Origin of the sequence: Microbacterium sp. B19(2022) (genome assembly GCF_012030385.1) — a bacterium.
Classification (GTDB): Bacteria; Actinomycetota; Actinomycetes; order Actinomycetales; family Microbacteriaceae; genus Microbacterium; species Microbacterium oxydans_B.
This window is the reverse complement of sequence record NZ_JAAUVO010000003.1, coordinates 18,189-35,472: the sequence shown is the minus strand read 5'-3', so window position 1 is coordinate 35,472 and position 17,284 is coordinate 18,189. Positions and strand designations below refer to the sequence as shown.

17 protein-coding genes are annotated in these 17,284 nt (G+C 70.0%); 9 read left to right on the top strand and 8 right to left on the bottom strand.

All coding sequences use genetic code 11. From position 1 onward, the window contains the following. The first annotated feature begins 12 nt into the window (after positions 1-12). Both HCX50_RS03260 and HCX50_RS03255 read left to right on the top strand, forming a co-directional pair. Positions 13-1,143 carry an MFS transporter gene (locus HCX50_RS03260; RefSeq protein WP_091027576.1) on the top strand — a complete coding sequence of 377 codons (1,131 nt, stop codon included), beginning with the start codon at positions 13-15 and terminating at the stop codon, positions 1,141-1,143. A gap of 37 nt (positions 1,144-1,180) precedes the next feature. Further along, entirely contained in the window at positions 1,181-1,708 is a 528-nt protein-coding gene (locus HCX50_RS03255; RefSeq protein ID WP_091027574.1) for a cytochrome C5, read from the top strand. Between the two features lie 96 nt (positions 1,709-1,804). Here the strand turns inward: HCX50_RS03255 and HCX50_RS03250 are convergent, their stop codons facing one another. Together HCX50_RS03250 and HCX50_RS03245 are read right to left on the bottom strand one after the other, a co-directional pair. Further along, the gene (locus tag HCX50_RS03250) at positions 1,805-2,809 is read right to left on the bottom strand and encodes a magnesium and cobalt transport protein CorA (protein ID WP_029263176.1); all 1,005 of its coding nucleotides are present in this window, start codon (positions 2,807-2,809) and stop codon (positions 1,805-1,807) included. A gap of 415 nt (positions 2,810-3,224) precedes the next feature. Further along, positions 3,225-4,019 (bottom strand): SDR family NAD(P)-dependent oxidoreductase, encoded by a 795-nt coding sequence (locus HCX50_RS03245; RefSeq protein WP_167633003.1) that lies wholly within the window; start codon positions 4,017-4,019, stop codon positions 3,225-3,227. A gap of 432 nt (positions 4,020-4,451) precedes the next feature. Here HCX50_RS03245 and HCX50_RS03240 point away from each other — a divergent pair, with 432 nt between their 5' ends. Further along, the gene (locus tag HCX50_RS03240) at positions 4,452-4,766 is read left to right on the top strand and encodes a hypothetical protein (RefSeq protein ID WP_167633002.1); all 315 of its coding nucleotides are present in this window, start codon (positions 4,452-4,454) and stop codon (positions 4,764-4,766) included. 27 nt (positions 4,767-4,793) lie between these two features. Here HCX50_RS03240 and HCX50_RS03235 read toward each other — a convergent pair whose 3' ends face one another. Genes HCX50_RS03235 through HCX50_RS03210 form a run of 6 tightly spaced genes read right to left on the bottom strand, consistent with a single transcriptional unit; the run spans position 4,794 to position 10,812 of the window. Beyond that, the gene (locus tag HCX50_RS03235) at positions 4,794-5,594 is read right to left on the bottom strand and encodes an amidohydrolase family protein (RefSeq protein WP_167633001.1); all 801 of its coding nucleotides are present in this window, start codon (positions 5,592-5,594) and stop codon (positions 4,794-4,796) included. After that, positions 5,591-6,340 (bottom strand): amidohydrolase family protein, encoded by a 750-nt coding sequence (locus tag HCX50_RS03230; protein ID WP_091027560.1) that lies wholly within the window; start codon positions 6,338-6,340, stop codon positions 5,591-5,593. Before HCX50_RS03230 ends, HCX50_RS03235 begins: the two co-directional genes overlap by 4 nt. Then, complete coding sequence (locus HCX50_RS03225) at positions 6,337-7,554, bottom strand: aminotransferase class III-fold pyridoxal phosphate-dependent enzyme (RefSeq protein WP_167633000.1); 1,218 nt, start codon at positions 7,552-7,554, stop codon at positions 6,337-6,339. Before HCX50_RS03225 ends, HCX50_RS03230 begins: the two co-directional genes overlap by 4 nt. 38 nt (positions 7,555-7,592) lie before the next feature. Beyond that, entirely contained in the window at positions 7,593-8,618 is a 1,026-nt protein-coding gene (locus HCX50_RS03220) for a Gfo/Idh/MocA family protein (protein ID WP_167632999.1), read from the bottom strand. Continuing rightward, on the bottom strand, positions 8,615-9,628 hold the full coding sequence (locus tag HCX50_RS03215) for a Gfo/Idh/MocA family protein (protein ID WP_167632998.1): 1,014 nt from the start codon (positions 9,626-9,628) through the stop codon (positions 8,615-8,617). Before HCX50_RS03215 ends, HCX50_RS03220 begins: the two co-directional genes overlap by 4 nt. Then, positions 9,625-10,812 carry an ROK family transcriptional regulator gene (locus HCX50_RS03210; protein WP_167632997.1) on the bottom strand — a complete coding sequence of 396 codons (1,188 nt, stop codon included), beginning with the start codon at positions 10,810-10,812 and terminating at the stop codon, positions 9,625-9,627. The genes HCX50_RS03215 and HCX50_RS03210 overlap by 4 nt, the downstream gene beginning before the upstream one ends. Positions 10,813-11,001: 189 nt before the next feature. Here HCX50_RS03210 and HCX50_RS03205 point away from each other — a divergent pair, with 189 nt between their 5' ends. From HCX50_RS03205 to HCX50_RS03180, 6 genes are all read left to right on the top strand, one after another. Beyond that, a complete protein-coding gene (locus HCX50_RS03205; RefSeq protein WP_167632996.1) occupies positions 11,002-12,243 on the top strand; it encodes an ABC transporter substrate-binding protein in 1,242 nt (413 codons plus the stop codon). A gap of 75 nt (positions 12,244-12,318) precedes the next feature. Continuing rightward, positions 12,319-13,224, top strand: a complete 906-nt coding sequence (locus HCX50_RS03200; protein WP_029263160.1) for a carbohydrate ABC transporter permease — start codon at positions 12,319-12,321, stop codon at positions 13,222-13,224. Continuing rightward, on the top strand, positions 13,221-14,138 hold the full coding sequence (locus HCX50_RS03195) for a carbohydrate ABC transporter permease (RefSeq protein WP_029263159.1): 918 nt from the start codon (positions 13,221-13,223) through the stop codon (positions 14,136-14,138). Before HCX50_RS03200 ends, HCX50_RS03195 begins: the two co-directional genes overlap by 4 nt. Before the next feature lie 19 nt (positions 14,139-14,157). Continuing rightward, complete coding sequence (locus HCX50_RS03190; RefSeq protein ID WP_167632995.1) at positions 14,158-15,192, top strand: NAD-dependent epimerase/dehydratase family protein; 1,035 nt, start codon at positions 14,158-14,160, stop codon at positions 15,190-15,192. Then, positions 15,192-16,253 carry a dihydrodipicolinate synthase family protein gene (locus HCX50_RS03185; RefSeq protein WP_167632994.1) on the top strand — a complete coding sequence of 354 codons (1,062 nt, stop codon included), beginning with the start codon at positions 15,192-15,194 and terminating at the stop codon, positions 16,251-16,253. The genes HCX50_RS03190 and HCX50_RS03185 overlap by 1 nt, the downstream gene beginning before the upstream one ends. Continuing rightward, a complete protein-coding gene (locus HCX50_RS03180; protein WP_167632993.1) occupies positions 16,250-17,275 on the top strand; it encodes a hydroxyacid dehydrogenase in 1,026 nt (341 codons plus the stop codon). The genes HCX50_RS03185 and HCX50_RS03180 overlap by 4 nt, the downstream gene beginning before the upstream one ends. Positions 17,276-17,284: the final 9 nt, after the last annotated feature.

The window sequence follows — 17,284 nt, the reverse complement described above, 5'->3', positions numbered from 1 at the left end:
TCTGGATGCTCCATGCCGTTCCTCATCCCCGTCCTCGCTCTGGCGATCTTCGCCCAGGGCACCAGCGAGTTCATGCTCGCCGGTCTTCTCCTCCCCCTGTCCGCCGATCTCGGTGTCGACCCATCGACCGCCGCCCTGCTGACCTCCGCGTTCGCGGTGGGCATGGTGGTGGGTGCGCCGCTGATGGCCGTGTTCGCCAGCCGCTGGCGTCCGCGGCAGACCCTCGTGCTGCTCCTCGTGATCTTCATCGCCGCGCACGTGGTCGGTGCGCTCGCGCCGTCGTTCTCCCTGCTGCTGGTCACGCGGGTGCTCGCCGCGCTGGCGAACGCCGGATTCCTGGCGATCGCTCTGGCCACCGTGCGGGGCATCGTCGCACCGGCGCAGACGACCAGGGCCGTCGCGGTCCTGCTCGCGGGCACCACGCTCGCGACGATCGTGGGCGTCCCCGCCGGTGCGATGCTCGCGAACGCCTTCGGATGGCGCTCGACCTTCTGGGCCGTGGTGCTGCTCTGTCTCCCTGCCGTGGTCGCGCTGCTCCTCGACCGCACGCTCGGCGCCGTTCCGCGCTCGCCGCGGATCGACGTGCGCGCGGAGGTCTCCGAGCTGCGTCGTCGTCCGGTGCTCGTCGCCGTGGTGCTCGCCGTGCTAGTGAACGCCGCGACCTTCGGGGTGTTCACGTTCCTCGCCGTCATCGGGGCGGATGCCGGGGTCGGGGCATCCTGGATCCCGGTGCTCCTCGCCGTATTCGGAGTCGGGGCCTTCCTCGGGGTGGCCGCCACCGGTCGGTGGGGTGCCCGCTGGGCGCGCACATGGATCGTGGTCGGTGCCGCGGCCACGACCGTCGTCTGGGTGGTGTTCGGCCTCGCCGCCGCGTCGGTGCCGGCCGTGTTCCTCGGCGGGTTGATTGGCGGGCTGCTGTCGTTCGCTGTCGGCTCGGCGCTGATCGCGCGCATCGTCGGCCAGGCCGAGGGCGCTCCGGTTCTGGGCGGCGCGTATGCCACGGCGGCGTTGAACCTCGGCGCGGTCGGCGGGCCCGTGCTCGCCGGGATCGGGTACTCCGGCGTCGGTGCGCCGGGCGTGCTGTTCATCGCGGCGGGGATCACCGCCGTCGGCGTCGTGCTCACGCCGCTGCTGCGACGATGATCGCCCCGTGACGCGAGGGATGCGAAAGACTGGGGGTATGACTTCGCCTGTGCTCGACTCGCTCCTCGCCCGCATCGTCGAGAGCGGGCTGCTCGAAGACCCGGTCGCCGAGAACGGTCTCGTCTACGGGCGTGCGAGCATCGACGCGGCCGGCACCGTGGTGAACGTGAACGTCGACCCGGAGCTGGACGAGCATGGCGAAGACGTCGATCACGACGCGCTGATCGCGGCGGTGTCGCGGATCCTCTCGGTCGGGGAGACCCGGTGGCGTGCTGTGGTCGACGAGGTCGCCACCGACATCGATGACGCCGTCGACGACGAGCCCGTCATCGAGCAGATCGACCTGCGCGACGATCTCGAGGCGACGTCGGTCGTCGTCTTCGCCGATGCCGCCCTGCTCGCGTTCGTCGCGCCGAAGCAGTTCCCGGAGTCGCGGATCCTCGTGCAGCTCGACGAGGAGCTCGAGGTCGAGGGCGTCGAGGTGCGCGAGATCGACGGCACCGCCACCGTCGATCTCGACACCCTCGACGACCTGCTCGACGAGATCAGCCGCGCCGACGACTGAGTCTTCGCCCTGGTCGGGCGGAGAACTCCGCATCGGGCGGAAGAATGCACCTGGATCCTCCGCCCGGCGGCGAGTTCTCCGCCCGTCGCGGTGGCGCTACAGCCACTTCTTGTAGCGGAAGACCCCGTAGAGCGCGACGGCGAACGCGGCCATCGCACCGATAGCCATCGGATACCCGAAGGCCCAGTGCAGCTCGGGCATCACGTCGAAGTTCATGCCGTACACCGTGCCGACGAGCGTCGGCGCGAAGATGATCGCCGCCCAGGAGGAGATCTTCTTGATCTCGTCGTTCTGCGCCAGCCCGGCCTCGGTCTGACGGCGGGCGACGAGCGCGGAGTGCACGGTCAGCGCGTTCTCGAGGATCGCCCGGAACGAGTCGACCCGCTCGTTCACGCGGATCGTGTGGTCGAGCACATCGCGCAGCGACCGCTGCAACTCTTCGTCGATGCGGTACTTCTCCGACCCGCGACGCAGCCACTCCAGCATCCCGCTCAGGGGGTGCACGGCCCGCTGGAAGTTGATGACCTCGCGGGAGAGCTCGTAGATGCGCCGGGAGAGCGCGCTGTCGTCGTCGCCGTCGCCGAAGAGCTCGTCCTCGATCTCGTCGATGTCGTTCAGGAGACCTGCCACGATCGGCTCGTACCCGTCGACGACCTCATCGAGGATCGCGTACAGCACCGCCTCGGGGCCCATCGCGAGCAGCTCGGGGTTGGCTTCCATGCGCATCCGCACGGCAGCGAGGTTCGGGGACTCGGCGTGACGGATCGTCACCACGAAGTCGGGGCCGACGAAGAGGTGCAGTTCGCCGAACTCGATCGACTCCTCCTTGTCGCGGTAGCGGGCAGGCCGCAGCACCGCGAACAGGGTGTCGCCGTAGCGCTCCACCTTCGAGCGCTGGTGACCCGAGAGCGCATCCTCGACCGCGAGGGGGTGCAGGTCGAACTCCCGCGCGACGGAGGCGACCTCTTCCGGGCTGGGTCGATAGAGGCCGATCCAGGCGATGCCGCCGGCGGCATCCAGCATCCGGTAGGTCTCGTCCAGGTTCTTCGGGGTCTCCACGCGACGTCCGTGGACGTACACGCCGTTGTCGATGAGCGCCATGATGCGGCTCCGTTCTCGCAGGTGCACGGCAGCAGAGAGCTCCGTGCGCGGATTCGTCAGGGGGCGGATGACGCCGCCGACGGCTGCGGGAAGGACGTGCGAGAGCGGACCCGAAGGTCAACGCATGAACGCAGGGAGTCGCGACGCAGCGAGGGCGGCGTCGTAACTATCACCGGACATCGCCATCACCGCCTTTCGGGACTCTGCGGGTCGAACGACCCAACGGGTCAGCATACCCCCGTCGCCTGGGAAGAGCCGCCTGCCGCGAGTGCGGGGGCGGAGCACCTGTCGGACGGGTGCACGCGTGCAGGCCCGACGAGCGGCGTGTCTCCCGACATCCGTCCGTTCTCCCGACGTCCGTACTGCGGAGCTGGGAGGAGGTGCGAACCGGACGGGTGTGCGCCGCCGCATCTCCTCAGGGGACGATCGAGTCGATGTAGCCGCCGTCGACCCGAACAGCCGCGCCGGTCGTCGCGGAGGCGAGTGGGGAGGCCAGGTAGGCGACCATGTTCGCGATCTCCTCGGGTTCGATGAGGCGCTGCAGCAGCGACTGCGGGCGATGCAGCCGCATGAACTCGCGCTGCGCCTCGTCCCACGGCAGCTTCGGGTCGACGAGCTCGTACACGAAGTCCTCGACGCCGCCCGTGTGGGTCGGACCTGCGAGAACCGAGTTGACGGTCACCCCCGTGCCCGCGGCCTCCTTCGCGAACCCGCGCGACACCGCGAGAAGGGCCGTCTTCGACATGCCGTAGTGGATCATCTCGGCGGGGATCACCACGGCCGAGTCGCTGGCGATGTCGAGCACCCGACCCCAGCCGCGAGCGGTCATGCCGGGGAGCGTGGCGCGGATGAGGCGCACGGCTGCCAGCACGTTCACGTCGAAGTAGCGGCGCCATTCGTCGTCGGTGATGTCGAGTGCGGGCGTCGCGCCGAAGATCCCCAGGTTGTTGACGAGGATGTCGACGTCGCCGGTCGCGGCCAGCACCGCATCCGCTCCGGCCTGATCGGTGACATCGCCCGCGGCGGCGACGAGATCGCGTTCGGGGTTCTCGGCCTGCATCTCGGCGATGACGGAGGCGACCGTGTCGGGCTTGCGGCCGTTGACCGCCACGCGGGCGCCCGCGTCGGCCAGCGCCGCGGCGATCGCCCGCCCGATGCCCTGCGTGGAGCCGGTGACGAGTGCGGTCCTGCCCGCGAGATCGATGCGCATGGTGTTCCCTCCGTGACGGATGCTGCCTGCTGATGCAACGGTAGTCGCGTCGATCCCATGCCCGTGGGGTCGGAATGATCCGGCGAGATTGTGGACGAAGGTAACACGTTAGCTGGTCGAATGTCATATAGAGTGGACTCATCGTTGTTCGAGAACGGCACTGGGGAGTGGCCGGCTCGGATGAGACGCGGATCTCGATCCACTCGAGACCACCGCGACTGACCGCGGCGAAAGCCGCCTGTTCTCGGTGCGCCTCCCCCTCCCGCACCGGGCTGCGCCCCCCGACGTGGGCCTGTGAGGGTCCACGTCGGGGGGACGTGCGAACGCGGGGGCCCCGCCCCCGCGTTCGCCTCGTTTCGTTGAGCGCCGAGGGAGCAACGTGTAACATTTCACCGGACGGGGATGGGTGCGGTAACGGATTGCGGGGGCTTCATGGACGACGATGCGGATCGGACAGAGCAGCTGCGGGTCCGACTGCGATGGCTCGCCGGATGCTCCGCGGTCGCGATCATGCTGATCGCCGGGTGGTTCGCGTACGGTGCCATCGTTCGGTCGCCCGGGACGATGACGGTCGCAGCGGGCGGCTTCGCGGCCGTCGTGACCGGATGGAGCAGCCTGCACGCTTCCCTCACGACACGACTCGACCTGATCGCCGCGCAGGCGGACTTCGTCATCGACGCACCCGGCCTGTTCTCCGGGTCGCGCGACGACAGTCGTCCCGACATCAAGAGCTTCCCCATCGGCTGACCACCGCGCACCGGGTGGCGCGCGGCGTCAGCTGAGCAGGGCGGCGGCGTTGCCGGACGTGATCGCCCGCAGGGCGTGGTCGGGGAGCGCGGAGGCTACGAGTTGCAGCGCCGTGGCCTCCGGGGTCTGCACGGGGAAACCGCTGCCGAACACCCAGCGCTCCGGGTCGACTCCGAGACCGTCGGCGACAGCGGTGGGGCCGTTCACGTGCCAGAGGTCGAGCCGCAGCCACTCGGGCGCGGCGTCGCCGAGATGCCGCTTCAGCTCGATCCAATCCGCGCGGTTGAGGCCGCTCAGCAGCAGCGGAGCAGCCGGACTCTCGCGCACGAGGTCGGCGATCCGGTGCACCTCGAGGTCGACGGCGGGGGAGAGCGGATGCCGAACCCTGGCGTCGTCGAGCCGGGCGATCAGCTGCACGGGGAGCTCACGGTCGGCGCACGCGTCGAGCACCGGTCGCACGGCGGAGGCCTCGTACCGATGGAAGCCCGGGGCGACGCGCACGCCGCGGGCGCCGGCGGCCACGACATCGTCGAGCTCCTCGCGCCAGGTCGGGTCGCGCGGATCGATCGTCGCGAACACGCGGAAGAGCGGGTCATCGGCACACGCGGCGAGCACGGCCTCGTTGCCGGTGCGCGTGTCGAAGCTGAACAGGGACGCCAGGTGCGAGACCCAGACCGAGCGCAGGCCGAGGCGTTCGGCGTGAGTGCGCAGAGCATCGGCATCCGCGGCGGCGGAGAGCCGGTACGGCCACTGTCCGAAGAAGCACGTGGTGTCGGTCGCACCGAGGTCGGCGAACGCGCGGAGCATCCGTCGCGCCTGGACGGTCATGACGCGACCTCCGCAAGCCAGCGGGCGACCGTGCCGCCGAACACCCGCTCCTCGGCATCGGGGTCGAGCCCTGCGCCGAGCACCTTGCCGACGTTGGCCGCGAGGTCGATGTGGGGCAGGTCGGATCCGAACACCACCCGGTCGGGGCCGAGGCGCTCCACGGCGAGTGCCACTTCTCCGGCGCCGATGATCGTGCCCGAGGTGTCGACGGCCACGTTCGGCACGGAGCCGACCGCGTTCACGGCCGACTCAGGCTGGCCGCCGAGGTGCGCCATCAGGAAGCGCACGTCGGGATGACGGCGGGCTGCGGCGGCGATGTGGTCGGCCGTCGACTCGTAGGGGAACTGCCCGACGGTTTTGCGCCAGGCATGCGCGAGCACGATCAGCCGGTGCTCGGCGGCGTACTCGAGGATCGGATCGCTCAGTGGATCGTCGGCAAGAGTCGCGATCCAGAGCTTGATGCCGATCATCCCGCGGTCCTCGACGTTGCGGCGCAGATCGTCGAGACTGTCGCGGCCGAAGCGCGGATTGACGTAGCAGTAGCCGCGCAGGCGGTCGGGGTATCGGCGCAGCTCGCCGGCCAGCACGTCGTTCATCTCCCGCACTTCATCGAGGCTCGGGTGGGCCTGGAAGCTTCCGAGGTTGCTGCACAGGAACAGCTCGATGCCCAGGCGGTCACCGGCCTCGAAGACCGCGGGGTCGAACCGTCCCTCGTCGAGGTGCGTGTGTGCGTCGATGCCGGTCATGCCGTCGCCTCACGCACGGCGACCGCGGCGCGTTGCAGCGTCTCGTCGATGTCTGCGTCGGTGTGCGCGGCGTTGACGTAGACGACCCGATAGAAGCAGAGTCCGTGGCGGAACGCCGCCCGCAGGAAGGCCTGGATCTCGGCATCGGCGCCGACGAATTGCGGGCACGCCGGGTGTCCCACGAGCCGGATGCCGGAGCCGGTCTCGGCGAACACCGCGTTCAGGCCGTTCTGCAGTCGGGTGCCGGAGGCGAGCAGCCGCGCGATCACGTCACGGTCGCGGATGGCGGTCATCGTCGCGGTGGCTGCCGCGAGCGACAGCGTCTCGCCGCCGTAGGTCGAAGTGACGACCGCCTCGCCGCGGTCGAGCACGCCGAGCACCTTCCGGCGTCCGCAGTAGACGGCGAGGGGCATCCCGTTCGCGATGCCCTTGCCGAAGACCGACAGGTCGGGGAGGACTCCGGTCGCCTCCGCCATGCCGCCGATCGCCACTCGGAAGCCGGTGACCATCTCGTCGTAGGCCAGCAGGGCGCCGTGTCGGTCGGCGAGGTCGCGCAGGTAGCGGTAGAAGCCGGCCGCCTCGGGAATGGCCGGGTAGTCGGCAGCGACGACGATGACCGCGATCTCCGAACCGCGGGTCAGGAACAGCCGGTCGAGGGTCGCGCGGTCTTCCCAGTCGACCGCGTGGTGCAGGGCGGCGAGGGCTGCCGGAACGCCGGGCACGGCATCCGTCGTCGCCCCGGGCAGCACGCGGGCGCCCGCCGCGAGCGAGTTGAGCCAGCCGTTGTAGCCGATCTGCACGACCCGGTCGCGACCGGTGTGCGCACGAGCGATGCGGATCACGGCCGCCAGCGCCTCGCCGCCGGTCTTCAGGAAGCGCGCGGCCTCGGCACCGGGCACGAGGGAGCAGAACAGCTCGGCCGTGGTCGTCTCGAGCGGATGCGGGTGGCCGAACAGGATGCCGTCGTCGAGCTGGGCGCGGATCGCGGTGTCGACGGTCGGATCCGCATAGCCCAGGGTCACGGGTCCGAGCGCGCAGCGGTAGTCGATGAACTCACGGCCCCGGTCGTCCCACACCCGGCATCCGTGCCCGCGGACGATGACCTCGGGCTCCTCCGGCAGCAGCGTCGGCGCCTTGGAGTTGGTGCTCGACCCGACCGGCATCACGGCCAGCGCGCGCTGTCGCCATCCGGTGGTGCTGTGCGCGGTGTGCATGCTGGCCTCTCTGCCGTGCGAATCCTGCGGTGCGGTGTCTAGCCGAGGGTGATGACCTCGCCGGCGCGGGCTGCGGAGAGCTGGGCGGCCTTGGCGATCTCGACCGTGCGGATGCCGACGCCGGCATCGGGCTGCGGCTGCCGGCCCTCGCGCACGGCGCGGACGAACTCCTCGAGGAGTAGGGCGTCGAGGTCGGCGCCGACGGGACTCCAGGTCTCGCCGCGTGCATCGTGCCCGGCCACGCCCTTCGCGAAGGGGCTGACCGTCACGGTGCCGCGCTCGGCCACCACCTGCAGCGTGAGCCCGCCCCAGGTGGCTGAGCTCATCGGCCAGCTCCAGGAGCAGTCGATCGTGGCGACGACGCCGCTCGGGTACTGGATCGTGACGAGTCCGCCGGTCTCGACAGCGAGCTCGCGCTCCGCGTGCAGGATGCTGTTCGACACCGCGCGGACCGACTGCGCCCGCTCGCCCAGCAGCTCGTCGAGCAGGTCGGCGCAGTGCACGACGTGGTCGACGAGGGCGCCGCCGCCCGCCAGCTCGGGGTCGGTGAACCAGGCGCGATCCTGCGGGAGCTTGCCGTTGTTGATGCCGGTGACGCCGAGGACCTTGCCGAGGCGGCCGCTGCGCAGCTCGGCGATCGCGTCGCGCACGCTCGGCGCGAAACGCACCGGGTACGCGACCATCAGGATCACTCCGGCCTGCTCGCACGCCTCGCGCATCGCGATCGCGTCGTCGACGGTCGTGGCCAGCGGCTTCTCGCACAGCACGTGCACCCCGGCGGCGGCCGCGCGCTCGACGAGCGCGCGGTGCCGGGAGTTCTCGGCGGCGATCACGACGGCATCCGGCTTCCAGGCGAAGGCCTCGTCGTAGGTCTCGACGTAGGCGACACCGAGCTCGGCGGCCAGTGCGGCACCGCGGGGGGCGTCGTCCGGAGCCGTGGCGCCGTCGGGGTCGGCGGCGATCAGCTCGACGCCCGGCATCTCCTTCAGTGCGTGCACGTAGCTCAGGGCGTGCGTGTGCGCGAACGACAGCACGGCGATCCGCAGCGGGGTGGGGGCGGTCATCGGACGGCCTCCTCGGCCTCGGTGCGGTCGGGGGTGGGGAGCGCGACGGCGGCGCCGGCGGCGATCGAGGCGTAGGCGGCCTCGGCGACCGCGACGGCCTCGATGCCATCGGCCGGGCTCACCCTGGCATCGCGGCCTTCGCGCAGCGCGGCCACGAAGTCGGCGATCTCGGCGTAGTACGGGCTCTCTTCGGGCGACATCGGCGGCAGGTAGTCGGTGGCTCCGGCATCCAGCACGGCATCCGTGCGCAGCGACGCGTCCTCGGCGCTGTCGTAGCGCAGCCGGCCCTCGGAGCCTGCGACCTCGACGCTCGTGCGGAACGGCATCCCCGGGGCGACCCAGCTGGCGTGCAGGTGGCTGATCACGCCGCTGCGGTGCGTCAGCACGACGTGCGCGGTGACGGGTGCGGGAACCCGGTCGTCGACGGTCGGCGGGTTCTGCACCGCGAAGACCGTGGCGACGGGGCCGGCGAACCAGACCGCCTGGTCGATGTCGTGGATCATCAGGTCGCGGATGACCCCGCCGCCGGTGCTCTCCGAGAAGAACCAGGGCGACTGCGGCGCAGAGCCGGCGCGGCTGAAGCGCTGCACCGCGAGGGTGCCGATGCGCCCGGCGTCGATGCCGGCCTTGATCTGCGCGTACTCGCCCATGTATCGGACGACGTGGGCGGGGAAGAGTCGCACGCCCGCCTCCTCGGCCGCGCGGGCGACGGTGGTGGCGGCCTCGGCGGTCGCGGCCAGCGGCTTCTCGCAGATGACGTCGCGCCCGCGCTCGATGGCCCGCAGGGCGAAGTCGGCGTGGGTGCTGCTGGGGGTCACGATGTCGACGATGTCGACCAGCCCGATGAGTGTGTCGACGTCGGAGACGAGCTCGAAGCCGTACTCCTCGGCGATCTCCTCGGCACCGGCCAGAGAGGTGACGTACCCCTCGGCACCCAGCGCCCGCCAGGCGTCGGCGTGCACGCGCGAGATGCCGCCGGCTCCGATGAGTCCGACCTTCAACGTGCTCACTGCTTCTCCTCGATGCTCTCGACGGCGGTGGTGTCGTCCGCCCCGACCGGCTCGACCGGCAGGGGGGTGATGGGCGGGGCCGGCATGTCGTCGATGCCGTAGATCTCGGCGGCGTGCCGCTGGAACGCGTGCACGACCGCACCGTGCGCCGCGGCCTCGGCGCCCAGGCGGGCCTCGGCGAGCGGCACCTGGAACGGCAGGCCGAGGTGTCCGGGGAGCGCTGCCCGCAGCGGGTCGAGCAGCTGCTCGTGTGCGGCGGAGAGTCCGCCGCCGATCACGATCATCGCGGGGTCGACCGTCATCGTCAGGGTCGCGATCCCGTGGGCGAGTTCGTCGATGAAGCCGTCGAGCTCCTGCTGCGCTGCGGCGTCTCCGCCGCGTGCCCTCGCGAAGACCTCGGCGGCGGTCGGCGCGGTGCGCCACGAGATCTGCCCGGTCTCGGTGTTCAGCCCGCGGAAGGCGAGGCGGCCGATGTCACCGGCGGCGTTGTGGATGCCGCGCCGCGGGCGGCCGCCGAGGATGAGGCCCATCGCGATGCGGTTGCCGACCGAGAGGTAGATGACATCGTCGACGAGCTGTGCGACACCCAGGTGGTGCTCCGCCACGGCCGCCAGGCGCACGCCGTTGTCGACCGCGACGGGGCAGCCGAACGCCTGCCGCAGCTGCGATCCGATGTCGATGCCCGACCACTCGGGGATGACGACCGAGGTGGTCACGCGCCCCGTGTCATCGACGATGCCGGGGAGGGAGACGCCGACCGCGCGCAGCTTCGACGCGGGGATCCCGGCGTCGGACAGGGTGCGGCGCACGTCGTCGATGACGGCGGTGAGTTTGGAGGCGCCGTCGGGCTGCTCGGCGACGCCGGGGTAGCTGCGCTGCACGATCACGACTCCCGCGAGGTCGGCCAGCACGACGCGCACGCTGGCGACGCCGATGTCGACGCCGACCACAGTGCCGGCGGCCGCGTGGAACGAGTAGCGGCGGGCGGGTCGACCGGCCCCGCCGCCGTTCTGCGCCGGGGCGTCGACGATCAGTCCGGAGTCGGCAAGGACGGTCACGGCGTTCTCGACCGACGTGCGCGAGATCTCGAGCGAACGGGAGAGGTCGTTGACGGTCGCGGGGCCCGCGTCACGCAGCTGCAGAGCCGATCGAGCGACGATCGAACGCGGACTGTTCACGGCCATGTGCTGCCCCCTCTTCTTCTCCGTCGTCGGGTGCGATCAAATTAGCACACCGAATTCTCAGATCAAGCTTTGTTGTTCTCGAACGGGAAACACGCCTGAAACAACCGTCTGGGAACTTGTACTTGACGAATTATCCCATCCCAGTGTCATAATGAACCGTACTCAGCACGGTTCAAGCAAAGGAGCACCATGCGCGTCAGCAAGTTCATCGGCGTCGCCGCGGGAGTCGCGGCCGCCACCCTGTTGGCCGGATGTTCGGCCGGCGGAGGCAACACCGCAGAGGGTGAGCAGGACATCACGGTCTGGCTCTACCCGGTCATCGCCGACGAGGCGGTGCACAAGGACTTCTGGGACTCGACGATCGCCGACTTCGAGAAGAAGAACGAGAACATCAACGTCAAGTACGAGATCTTCCCGTGGGCCAACCGCGACGAGGCCCTCCAGACGGCGATCGCCGCCGGCAAGGGTCCCGACGTCGTCTACCTCATCCCCGACCAGCTCGCGGCGTACCAGAAGTCGATCGCGCCGCTCAACGACCTGCTGAGCGAAGAGCGTCAGGGCGACCTGCTGCCGAACGTGAAGAAGTCGGTCACGCTCGACGGCGACATCCTCGGGGCTCCGCTGCTCACCAGCGCCCAGCCCCTCCTGTGCAACGCGGCTGCGTTCGAGGCCGCCGGCGTCACCGAATACCCCGAGACGTGGGACGACATCGCCGAGATGGCCCCGAAGTTCACGGAGAAGGGCATGTATGCCCTCAACTACCCGGCATCCGCCGAGAACACCCTGAACCTCACCTACTACCCGCTGCTGTGGCAGGCCGGTGGAGAGGTCTACACGAAGGACGGCGACATCGGGTTCGACAGCAAGGAAGGCGAGAAGGCGCTCACCTTCCTCACCGACCTGGCCGATGCCGGAGCGCTCGACCCCGAGGCCCTCACCACCAACGTCCCGCTCGAGCAGACGGCTGTCGCTCAGGGCAAGGTCGCCTGCACGTGGAACAACGCGGTCCCCGAGGTCCTGCCCTTCTGGGGCGAGGAGAACGTCAAGGTCCTCGCACCGCTGACCGAGAAGGAGACCGTCGCCTACGGCACGGTCGGCTCGCTCTCGGTGCTCAAGGGCTCCAAGGCGCAGGATGCCGCGGCGAAGTTCGCGGAGTACGCGACCGGCGCCGACGTCATCGAGCCGTACCTGAAGGCCGCCGGCTTCTTCTCGGCGCTCAGCACCACCGAGCCGCTGTACGCGGATGACCCGCTGCTCGGCGAGGTCGAGAAGTACGTGCCCAACACCACGGTCGGCGAGCTCAACGCCTCGTCGCGTGCGCTGATGGGTGTGCTCGCTCCCGAGATCCAGGCGGCATTGCTCGGGGACAAGTCCCCGGAGGATGCTCTGAAGGATGCCGCGACCGCTGCGGCACCGCTCATCAAGAAGTAAGCAGCACCGGGGGCGTGCGGAGCCCGAACTCCGCACGCCCCCGTTCCCTTCACTCCCCCACGTGAGGAATCACTGATGACGACGGCAACCACGGCCAAGAGGCCCGCAGGGCGGGTCGCACGGGTGCTCGCACGGCGAGAGGCACGCATCGCGTTCCTGTTCGTGCTCCCCGCGTTCCTCCTCTTCATCGCCTTCCGCTTCGGCCCCAGCATCGTCGGCGTCGCCCTGAGCTTCTTCGACTACGACATCACCGGCGAGATCTCGTGGCGCGGGCTCGACCACTTCCAGCGCATGATCGCCGACCCGCTGTTCTGGCGGGCGATGGGCACCACACTGATCTACACCGTGTTCGCGGTGCCGATCGCACTCGTGCTCTCGACCGTGATGGCGCTCGGCGTGCGCCGCGCCTTCCGGGGCGCACGCTTCTTCCGCTCGATCTTCTTCCTCCCCGTCATCACCTCGCTGGTGCTGGCCGGCTCGATCTTCGTCTGGATCTTCTCCGCCAACGGCCCCTGGTCGGCGCTGATGACCCCGCTGGGTCTCGGCGGCTCCTGGCTGGGCAGCACCGTGCTCGTCATCCCGGCCATCGTCGTAGTCGGCGTCTGGTCGCGATTCGGCTACGGGATGATGATCCTCATCGCCGCGCTGCAGGACGTGCCGCGCGAGCTCGAAGAGGCCGCGCTGGTCGACGGCGCCAACGCCTGGCAGCGGTTCCGGTACATCATCATGCCGGTGCTGCGCCCGACCTTCTTCTTCCTCGCGGTGATCGAGACGACCGCCGCGTTCCAGGTCTTCGACGTCATCTACGTGATGACCCAGGGCGGGCCGGCCAACGCCAGCTACTCGCTCGTCTACATGCTCTACGACCAGGGCTTCCGCTACTTCGATTACGGCTACGCGGCCGCCATCGGCGTGGCCCTGTTCATCATGACCCTCGTCGTCGCGCTCATCCAGCGCCTGGTGATCGGAAAGCAGAAATGACCGCTCTGTTGCAGCCTCCGACACAGCCGCCGACGCAGTCGCCGGTCATGCCGCCGAAGATGTCGACCAAGCAGCGCCGCGCCTACCGCGCGCTCCAGCCGACCGGGTGGGGGATCGTCGGGCGATGGATCTGGCTGAGCCTGGCCGGCATCCTCAGCTTCTTCCCCTTCTACGCGATGGTCGTGCTGAGCCTGAAGCCCGGCATGGTCGTCGAGCTCCCCGGCTCGCTGCTGCCCTTCCAGGACATCTCGTTCGAGGCCTACGAGCAGGTGCTCGCCGGGCAGAACATCCTCGGCTGGCTCGGCAACACGCTCATCTACTCGCTCGTCTCGGTCGTCGCCGTGCTGTTCCTCTCGGCACTCGCCGGCTACGCCTTCGCCAAGAAGCGCTTCCGCGGCAAGGAGGTGATGTTCTGGTCGTTCCTCGCGATGGTGATGGTCCCGTTCCACGTCACCCTCATCCCGACGTTCATCCTGATGGCGAACCTCGGCGGCGTCGACACGTACTGGGGCCTGATCCTGCCGTCGCTCGCGAACGCGCAGGCCGTGTTCCTGATGCGACAGTTCATCTCGGGCCTCCCGGACGAGCTGTTCGAGGCCGCCCGCATCGACGGTGCGGGTGAGTTCCGCATCTTCCTGCGGATCGTGCTGCCGCTGTGCAAGCCGATCCTGGCGACGCTCGGCATCTTCGTCTTCCTGTGGCACTGGAACGATTTCCTGTGGCCGCTCATCATCGCGAAGTCCAACGCGATGTTCACACTCACCGTCGGCATCTCGTCGCTGCAGCAGCAGAACGTCCCGCTGAGCACCATGCTCGCCGGATCCGTCGTGGCACTGCTGCCCATCTTCCTCGCGTACCTCATCGCTCAGCGTTACGTGCAGGAGGGCGTGGCCGGTACGGGCATCAAGGGCTGAGAAGAAGGGAAAGCACCACATGACTCAGCACAGTTTCACTTCAGAGGCCGATCTCGAGGAGGCACTCGCCACACCGAGCGCCGGCTTGATCGACGACCTCGCACGCGGGGCGGGCGACCTCGTGATCCTCGGGGCGGGCGGCAAGATGGGCCCGACCCTGGCGATGCTCGCGCGCCGCGGGATGGATGCCGCCGGCCGCCAGGACGACGCCGTGTACGCGGTCTCGCGCTTCGGCGATGCCGCGATCCGCGAGCGCCTCGAGGCCGCGGGCGTGAAGGTCGTCCCGTTCGACCTGATCGAGAACGACGACTTCTCCTCCCTGCCGGATGCTCCCAACGTGGTGTTCATGGTCGGCGCGAAGTTCGGTGCCGCCACCAACGCGTCTTGGGCATGGGAGGTCAACGCCGCCCTGCCCGACCGCGTCGCCCGCCGCTACCGCGACAGCGCCATCTCGGTGCTCTCGACCGGCAACGTCTACCCCTTCCTGCCCGCCTCCTCGGGCGGAGCAGCCGAAGAGGTGCAGCCGGCACCCATCGGCGAGTATGCGCAGTCGTGCCTCGGTCGCGAGCGCGTGTTCGAGTTCGGGGCGCAGGAGCGCGGCACCAAGGTCGCGATCATCCGCCTCAACTACGCGGTCGACCTGCGCTACGGCGTGCTCGCCGACATCGGCAGCGCCGTGCACGCGGGGCAGCCCGTCTCGGTCGCCACCGCCAACGTCAACGTGATCTGGCAGGGCTACGCGAACGAAGTCGTGCTGCGCAGCCTCGTGCACGCCTCCACCGCCCCGTTCACGATCAACCTCACCGGGCCCGAGCTGCTGAGCGTCGACTCGATCGCCCGCCGCTTCGGCAGCCTGTTCGACCGCGAGGTCGAGATCGTCGACGAACCGCAGCCCACCGCGCTGCTCAGCGACGCCCGCCGGTGCATGGCGTTGTTCGGCTACCCGGCTGTCTCGGCCGAGACCCTGATCGGGCTGCAGGCCGACTGGATCGAGAAGGGCCTCCCGATGATCGCCAAGCCGACCAAGTGGGCAGTCCGCGACGGGAAGTTCTGATGACCGTTCCCACCCTGCGACCGGAAGCCGCGGCCACCCTCGCCCGCGGTGCCGTGATCCCGGCGCATCCGCTCGCCCTCACCGCCGAGCGGCGCATCGACGAGCGTCGCCAGCGCGCGCTCACCCGCTACTACCTCGACGCGGGTGCCGGGGGCGTCGCCGTCGGGGTGCACACGACCCAGTTCGAGATCCGCGATCCCGAGCACGCCCTGTTCGAACCCGTGCTCGCGCTCGCCGCGGAGGAGTTGGATGCGCGGGCGAGTGCCGACGTGGTGCGCATCGCCGGCGTCGCCGGTGGCACCGCCCAGGCTGTCGCCGAGGCCGAGCTCGCCCGCGGGCTGGGCTACGACGCCGTGCTGGTGAGCCCTCGCGTGGCCGGCGCCGACGAGCGTGCCCTGCTCGAACGCGCCCGCGCCGTGGGCGAGGTGCTGCCGGTGGTCGGCTTCTACCTGCAGACCGCGATCGGCGGCCCCGTGCTCGACCGCGAGTTCTGGCGCGAGTTCGCCTCGATCCCGGCCGTCGTCGCCGTCAAGGCTGCGCCCTTCGACCGATACCGCACGCTGGAGCTGGTGCGCGGCGTCGCCGCCTCGGGCCGCGCCGATGAGATCGCGCTCTACACCGGCAACGACGACGCGATCGTGGCCGACCTGCTCTCCGAGTTCCACGTGGAGTCGCCGTCGGGCCCGCGCACGCTGCGCTTCGTCGGCGGACTGCTCGGCCAATGGGCGGTCGGCACGCGGGCCGCGGTCGCGCTGCTCGAACGCGCGCAGCGCGCGATGGCCGGAGACGAGAAGGCGTACCGCGACCTGGGGCTCGTCGCCTCCGACATGGTCGACGTCAACCAGGCCGTGTTCGACCCGGGCAACGACTTCCACGGAGTGATCGCCGGCGTGCACGAGATGCTCCGCCAGCAGGGTCTGCTCGACGGCACCTGGTGCCTCGACCCCGCAGAGGAGCTGTCGCCCGGCCAGGCGGAGGAGATCGAGCGGGTGCGCCACGCGTACCCCGACCTGAACGACGACGCCTTCATCGCCGAGAACCTCGAGGCCTGGCTGCGATGAGCGCGGCGGCGAGCGTGGGAACGGTGGCGCCGACCGTGGTCGCGGTCGTCTCCGAGGAGCTCTTCGCGGAGTTCTTCTCGGGTGAGGATGCGGAGCGGCTGCAGGCGGTCGCCGCCGGTCTGGGCGGGTCGTTCGTCCGGGTGGATCGGCTGTCCGATGCGGAGCTCGCCGAGGCGCGCATTGTGATCACGAGCTGGGGCGTCGGTCCCTTCGATGCGGCGGTGCTCGCCTCGCTGCCGAAGCTCGAACTCATCGCGCACACCGGCGCCACGATCAAGCCCTTCGCGACGGATGCGCTCTTCGACCGCGGCGTCGTCGTGACCCAGGCGGGTGCGGGCATGGCACGGCCGGTCGCCGAGGTGTCGTTGACGTTCACGCTCGCGCTGCTGCACCGGGTGCCCGAGATGCACAACGCCCTGCGCGCCGACGATGGCTGGTACGACGCGGATGCCGTGGGCGTGCAGCGCGAGATCCTCGGCACTCCCATCGCCGTGATCGGTGCCTCGCGCACCGGACGGGCGTATCTCGAACTGATCCGTGCGCTCGGGGCCGAGCCGCTGCTGGTCGACCCGACTCTCGATGCGGCCGCCGCCGCGGCGCTCGGGGCCGAGTTGGTCACCCTCGACGAGGCGCTGCGGCGCGCGCAGATCGTCGCCGTGCACGCGCCGACTCTGCCCGAGACGCATCACCTGATCGGCCGCCGCGAGCTCGCACTCCTGCGCGACGGCGCGGGACTCGTGAACACGGCACGCTCGTGGCTGGTCGACGAGTCCGCGCTGATCGACGAAGTGCGGAGCGGTCGACTGAGCGCCGCGATCGACGTGTTCGACGAGGAGCCGTTCGCCGCGGACAGTCCGTTCCGCTCGTTGCCCGGCGTGCTGGTCACCCCGCACCGGGCGGCCGGCACGAGCCAGGGACGCCGGCGCCAGGGGCGGATCGTCGTCGACGAGGTCGAAGCCTTCGCGGAGGGGCGCACCCTCACTCACACCATCTCCCGCGACCAGCTGTCTTCGATGGCATGACCGGGCCGG

What these genes read in the sequence shown, in the direction of transcription:
- HCX50_RS03240 (WP_167633002.1), top strand. Translation starts at nt 4,452, where the DNA reads ATGGACGACGATGCGGATCGGACAGAGCAGCTGCGGGTCCGACTGCGA.
- HCX50_RS03220 (WP_167632999.1), bottom strand. Translation starts at nt 8,618, where the DNA reads ATGACCGCCCCCACCCCGCTGCGGATCGCCGTGCTGTCGTTCGCGCAC.
- HCX50_RS03195 (WP_029263159.1), top strand. Translation starts at nt 13,221, where the DNA reads ATGACCGCTCTGTTGCAGCCTCCGACACAGCCGCCGACGCAGTCGCCG.
- HCX50_RS03200 (WP_029263160.1), top strand. Translation starts at nt 12,319, where the DNA reads ATGACGACGGCAACCACGGCCAAGAGGCCCGCAGGGCGGGTCGCACGG.
- HCX50_RS03210 (WP_167632997.1), bottom strand. Translation starts at nt 10,812, where the DNA reads ATGGCCGTGAACAGTCCGCGTTCGATCGTCGCTCGATCGGCTCTGCAG.
- HCX50_RS03225 (WP_167633000.1), bottom strand. Translation starts at nt 7,554, where the DNA reads ATGCACACCGCGCACAGCACCACCGGATGGCGACAGCGCGCGCTGGCC.
- HCX50_RS03230 (WP_091027560.1), bottom strand. Translation starts at nt 6,340, where the DNA reads ATGACCGGCATCGACGCACACACGCACCTCGACGAGGGACGGTTCGAC.
- HCX50_RS03260 (WP_091027576.1), top strand. Translation starts at nt 13, where the DNA reads ATGCCGTTCCTCATCCCCGTCCTCGCTCTGGCGATCTTCGCCCAGGGC.
- HCX50_RS03250 (WP_029263176.1), bottom strand. Translation starts at nt 2,809, where the DNA reads ATGGCGCTCATCGACAACGGCGTGTACGTCCACGGACGTCGCGTGGAG.
- HCX50_RS03255 (WP_091027574.1), top strand. Translation starts at nt 1,181, where the DNA reads ATGACTTCGCCTGTGCTCGACTCGCTCCTCGCCCGCATCGTCGAGAGC.
- HCX50_RS03190 (WP_167632995.1), top strand. Translation starts at nt 14,158, where the DNA reads ATGACTCAGCACAGTTTCACTTCAGAGGCCGATCTCGAGGAGGCACTC.
- HCX50_RS03185 (WP_167632994.1), top strand. Translation starts at nt 15,192, where the DNA reads ATGACCGTTCCCACCCTGCGACCGGAAGCCGCGGCCACCCTCGCCCGC.
- HCX50_RS03180 (WP_167632993.1), top strand. Translation starts at nt 16,250, where the DNA reads ATGAGCGCGGCGGCGAGCGTGGGAACGGTGGCGCCGACCGTGGTCGCG.
- HCX50_RS03245 (WP_167633003.1), bottom strand. Translation starts at nt 4,019, where the DNA reads ATGCGCATCGATCTCGCGGGCAGGACCGCACTCGTCACCGGCTCCACG.
- HCX50_RS03235 (WP_167633001.1), bottom strand. Translation starts at nt 5,594, where the DNA reads ATGACCGTCCAGGCGCGACGGATGCTCCGCGCGTTCGCCGACCTCGGT.
- HCX50_RS03205 (WP_167632996.1), top strand. Translation starts at nt 11,002, where the DNA reads ATGCGCGTCAGCAAGTTCATCGGCGTCGCCGCGGGAGTCGCGGCCGCC.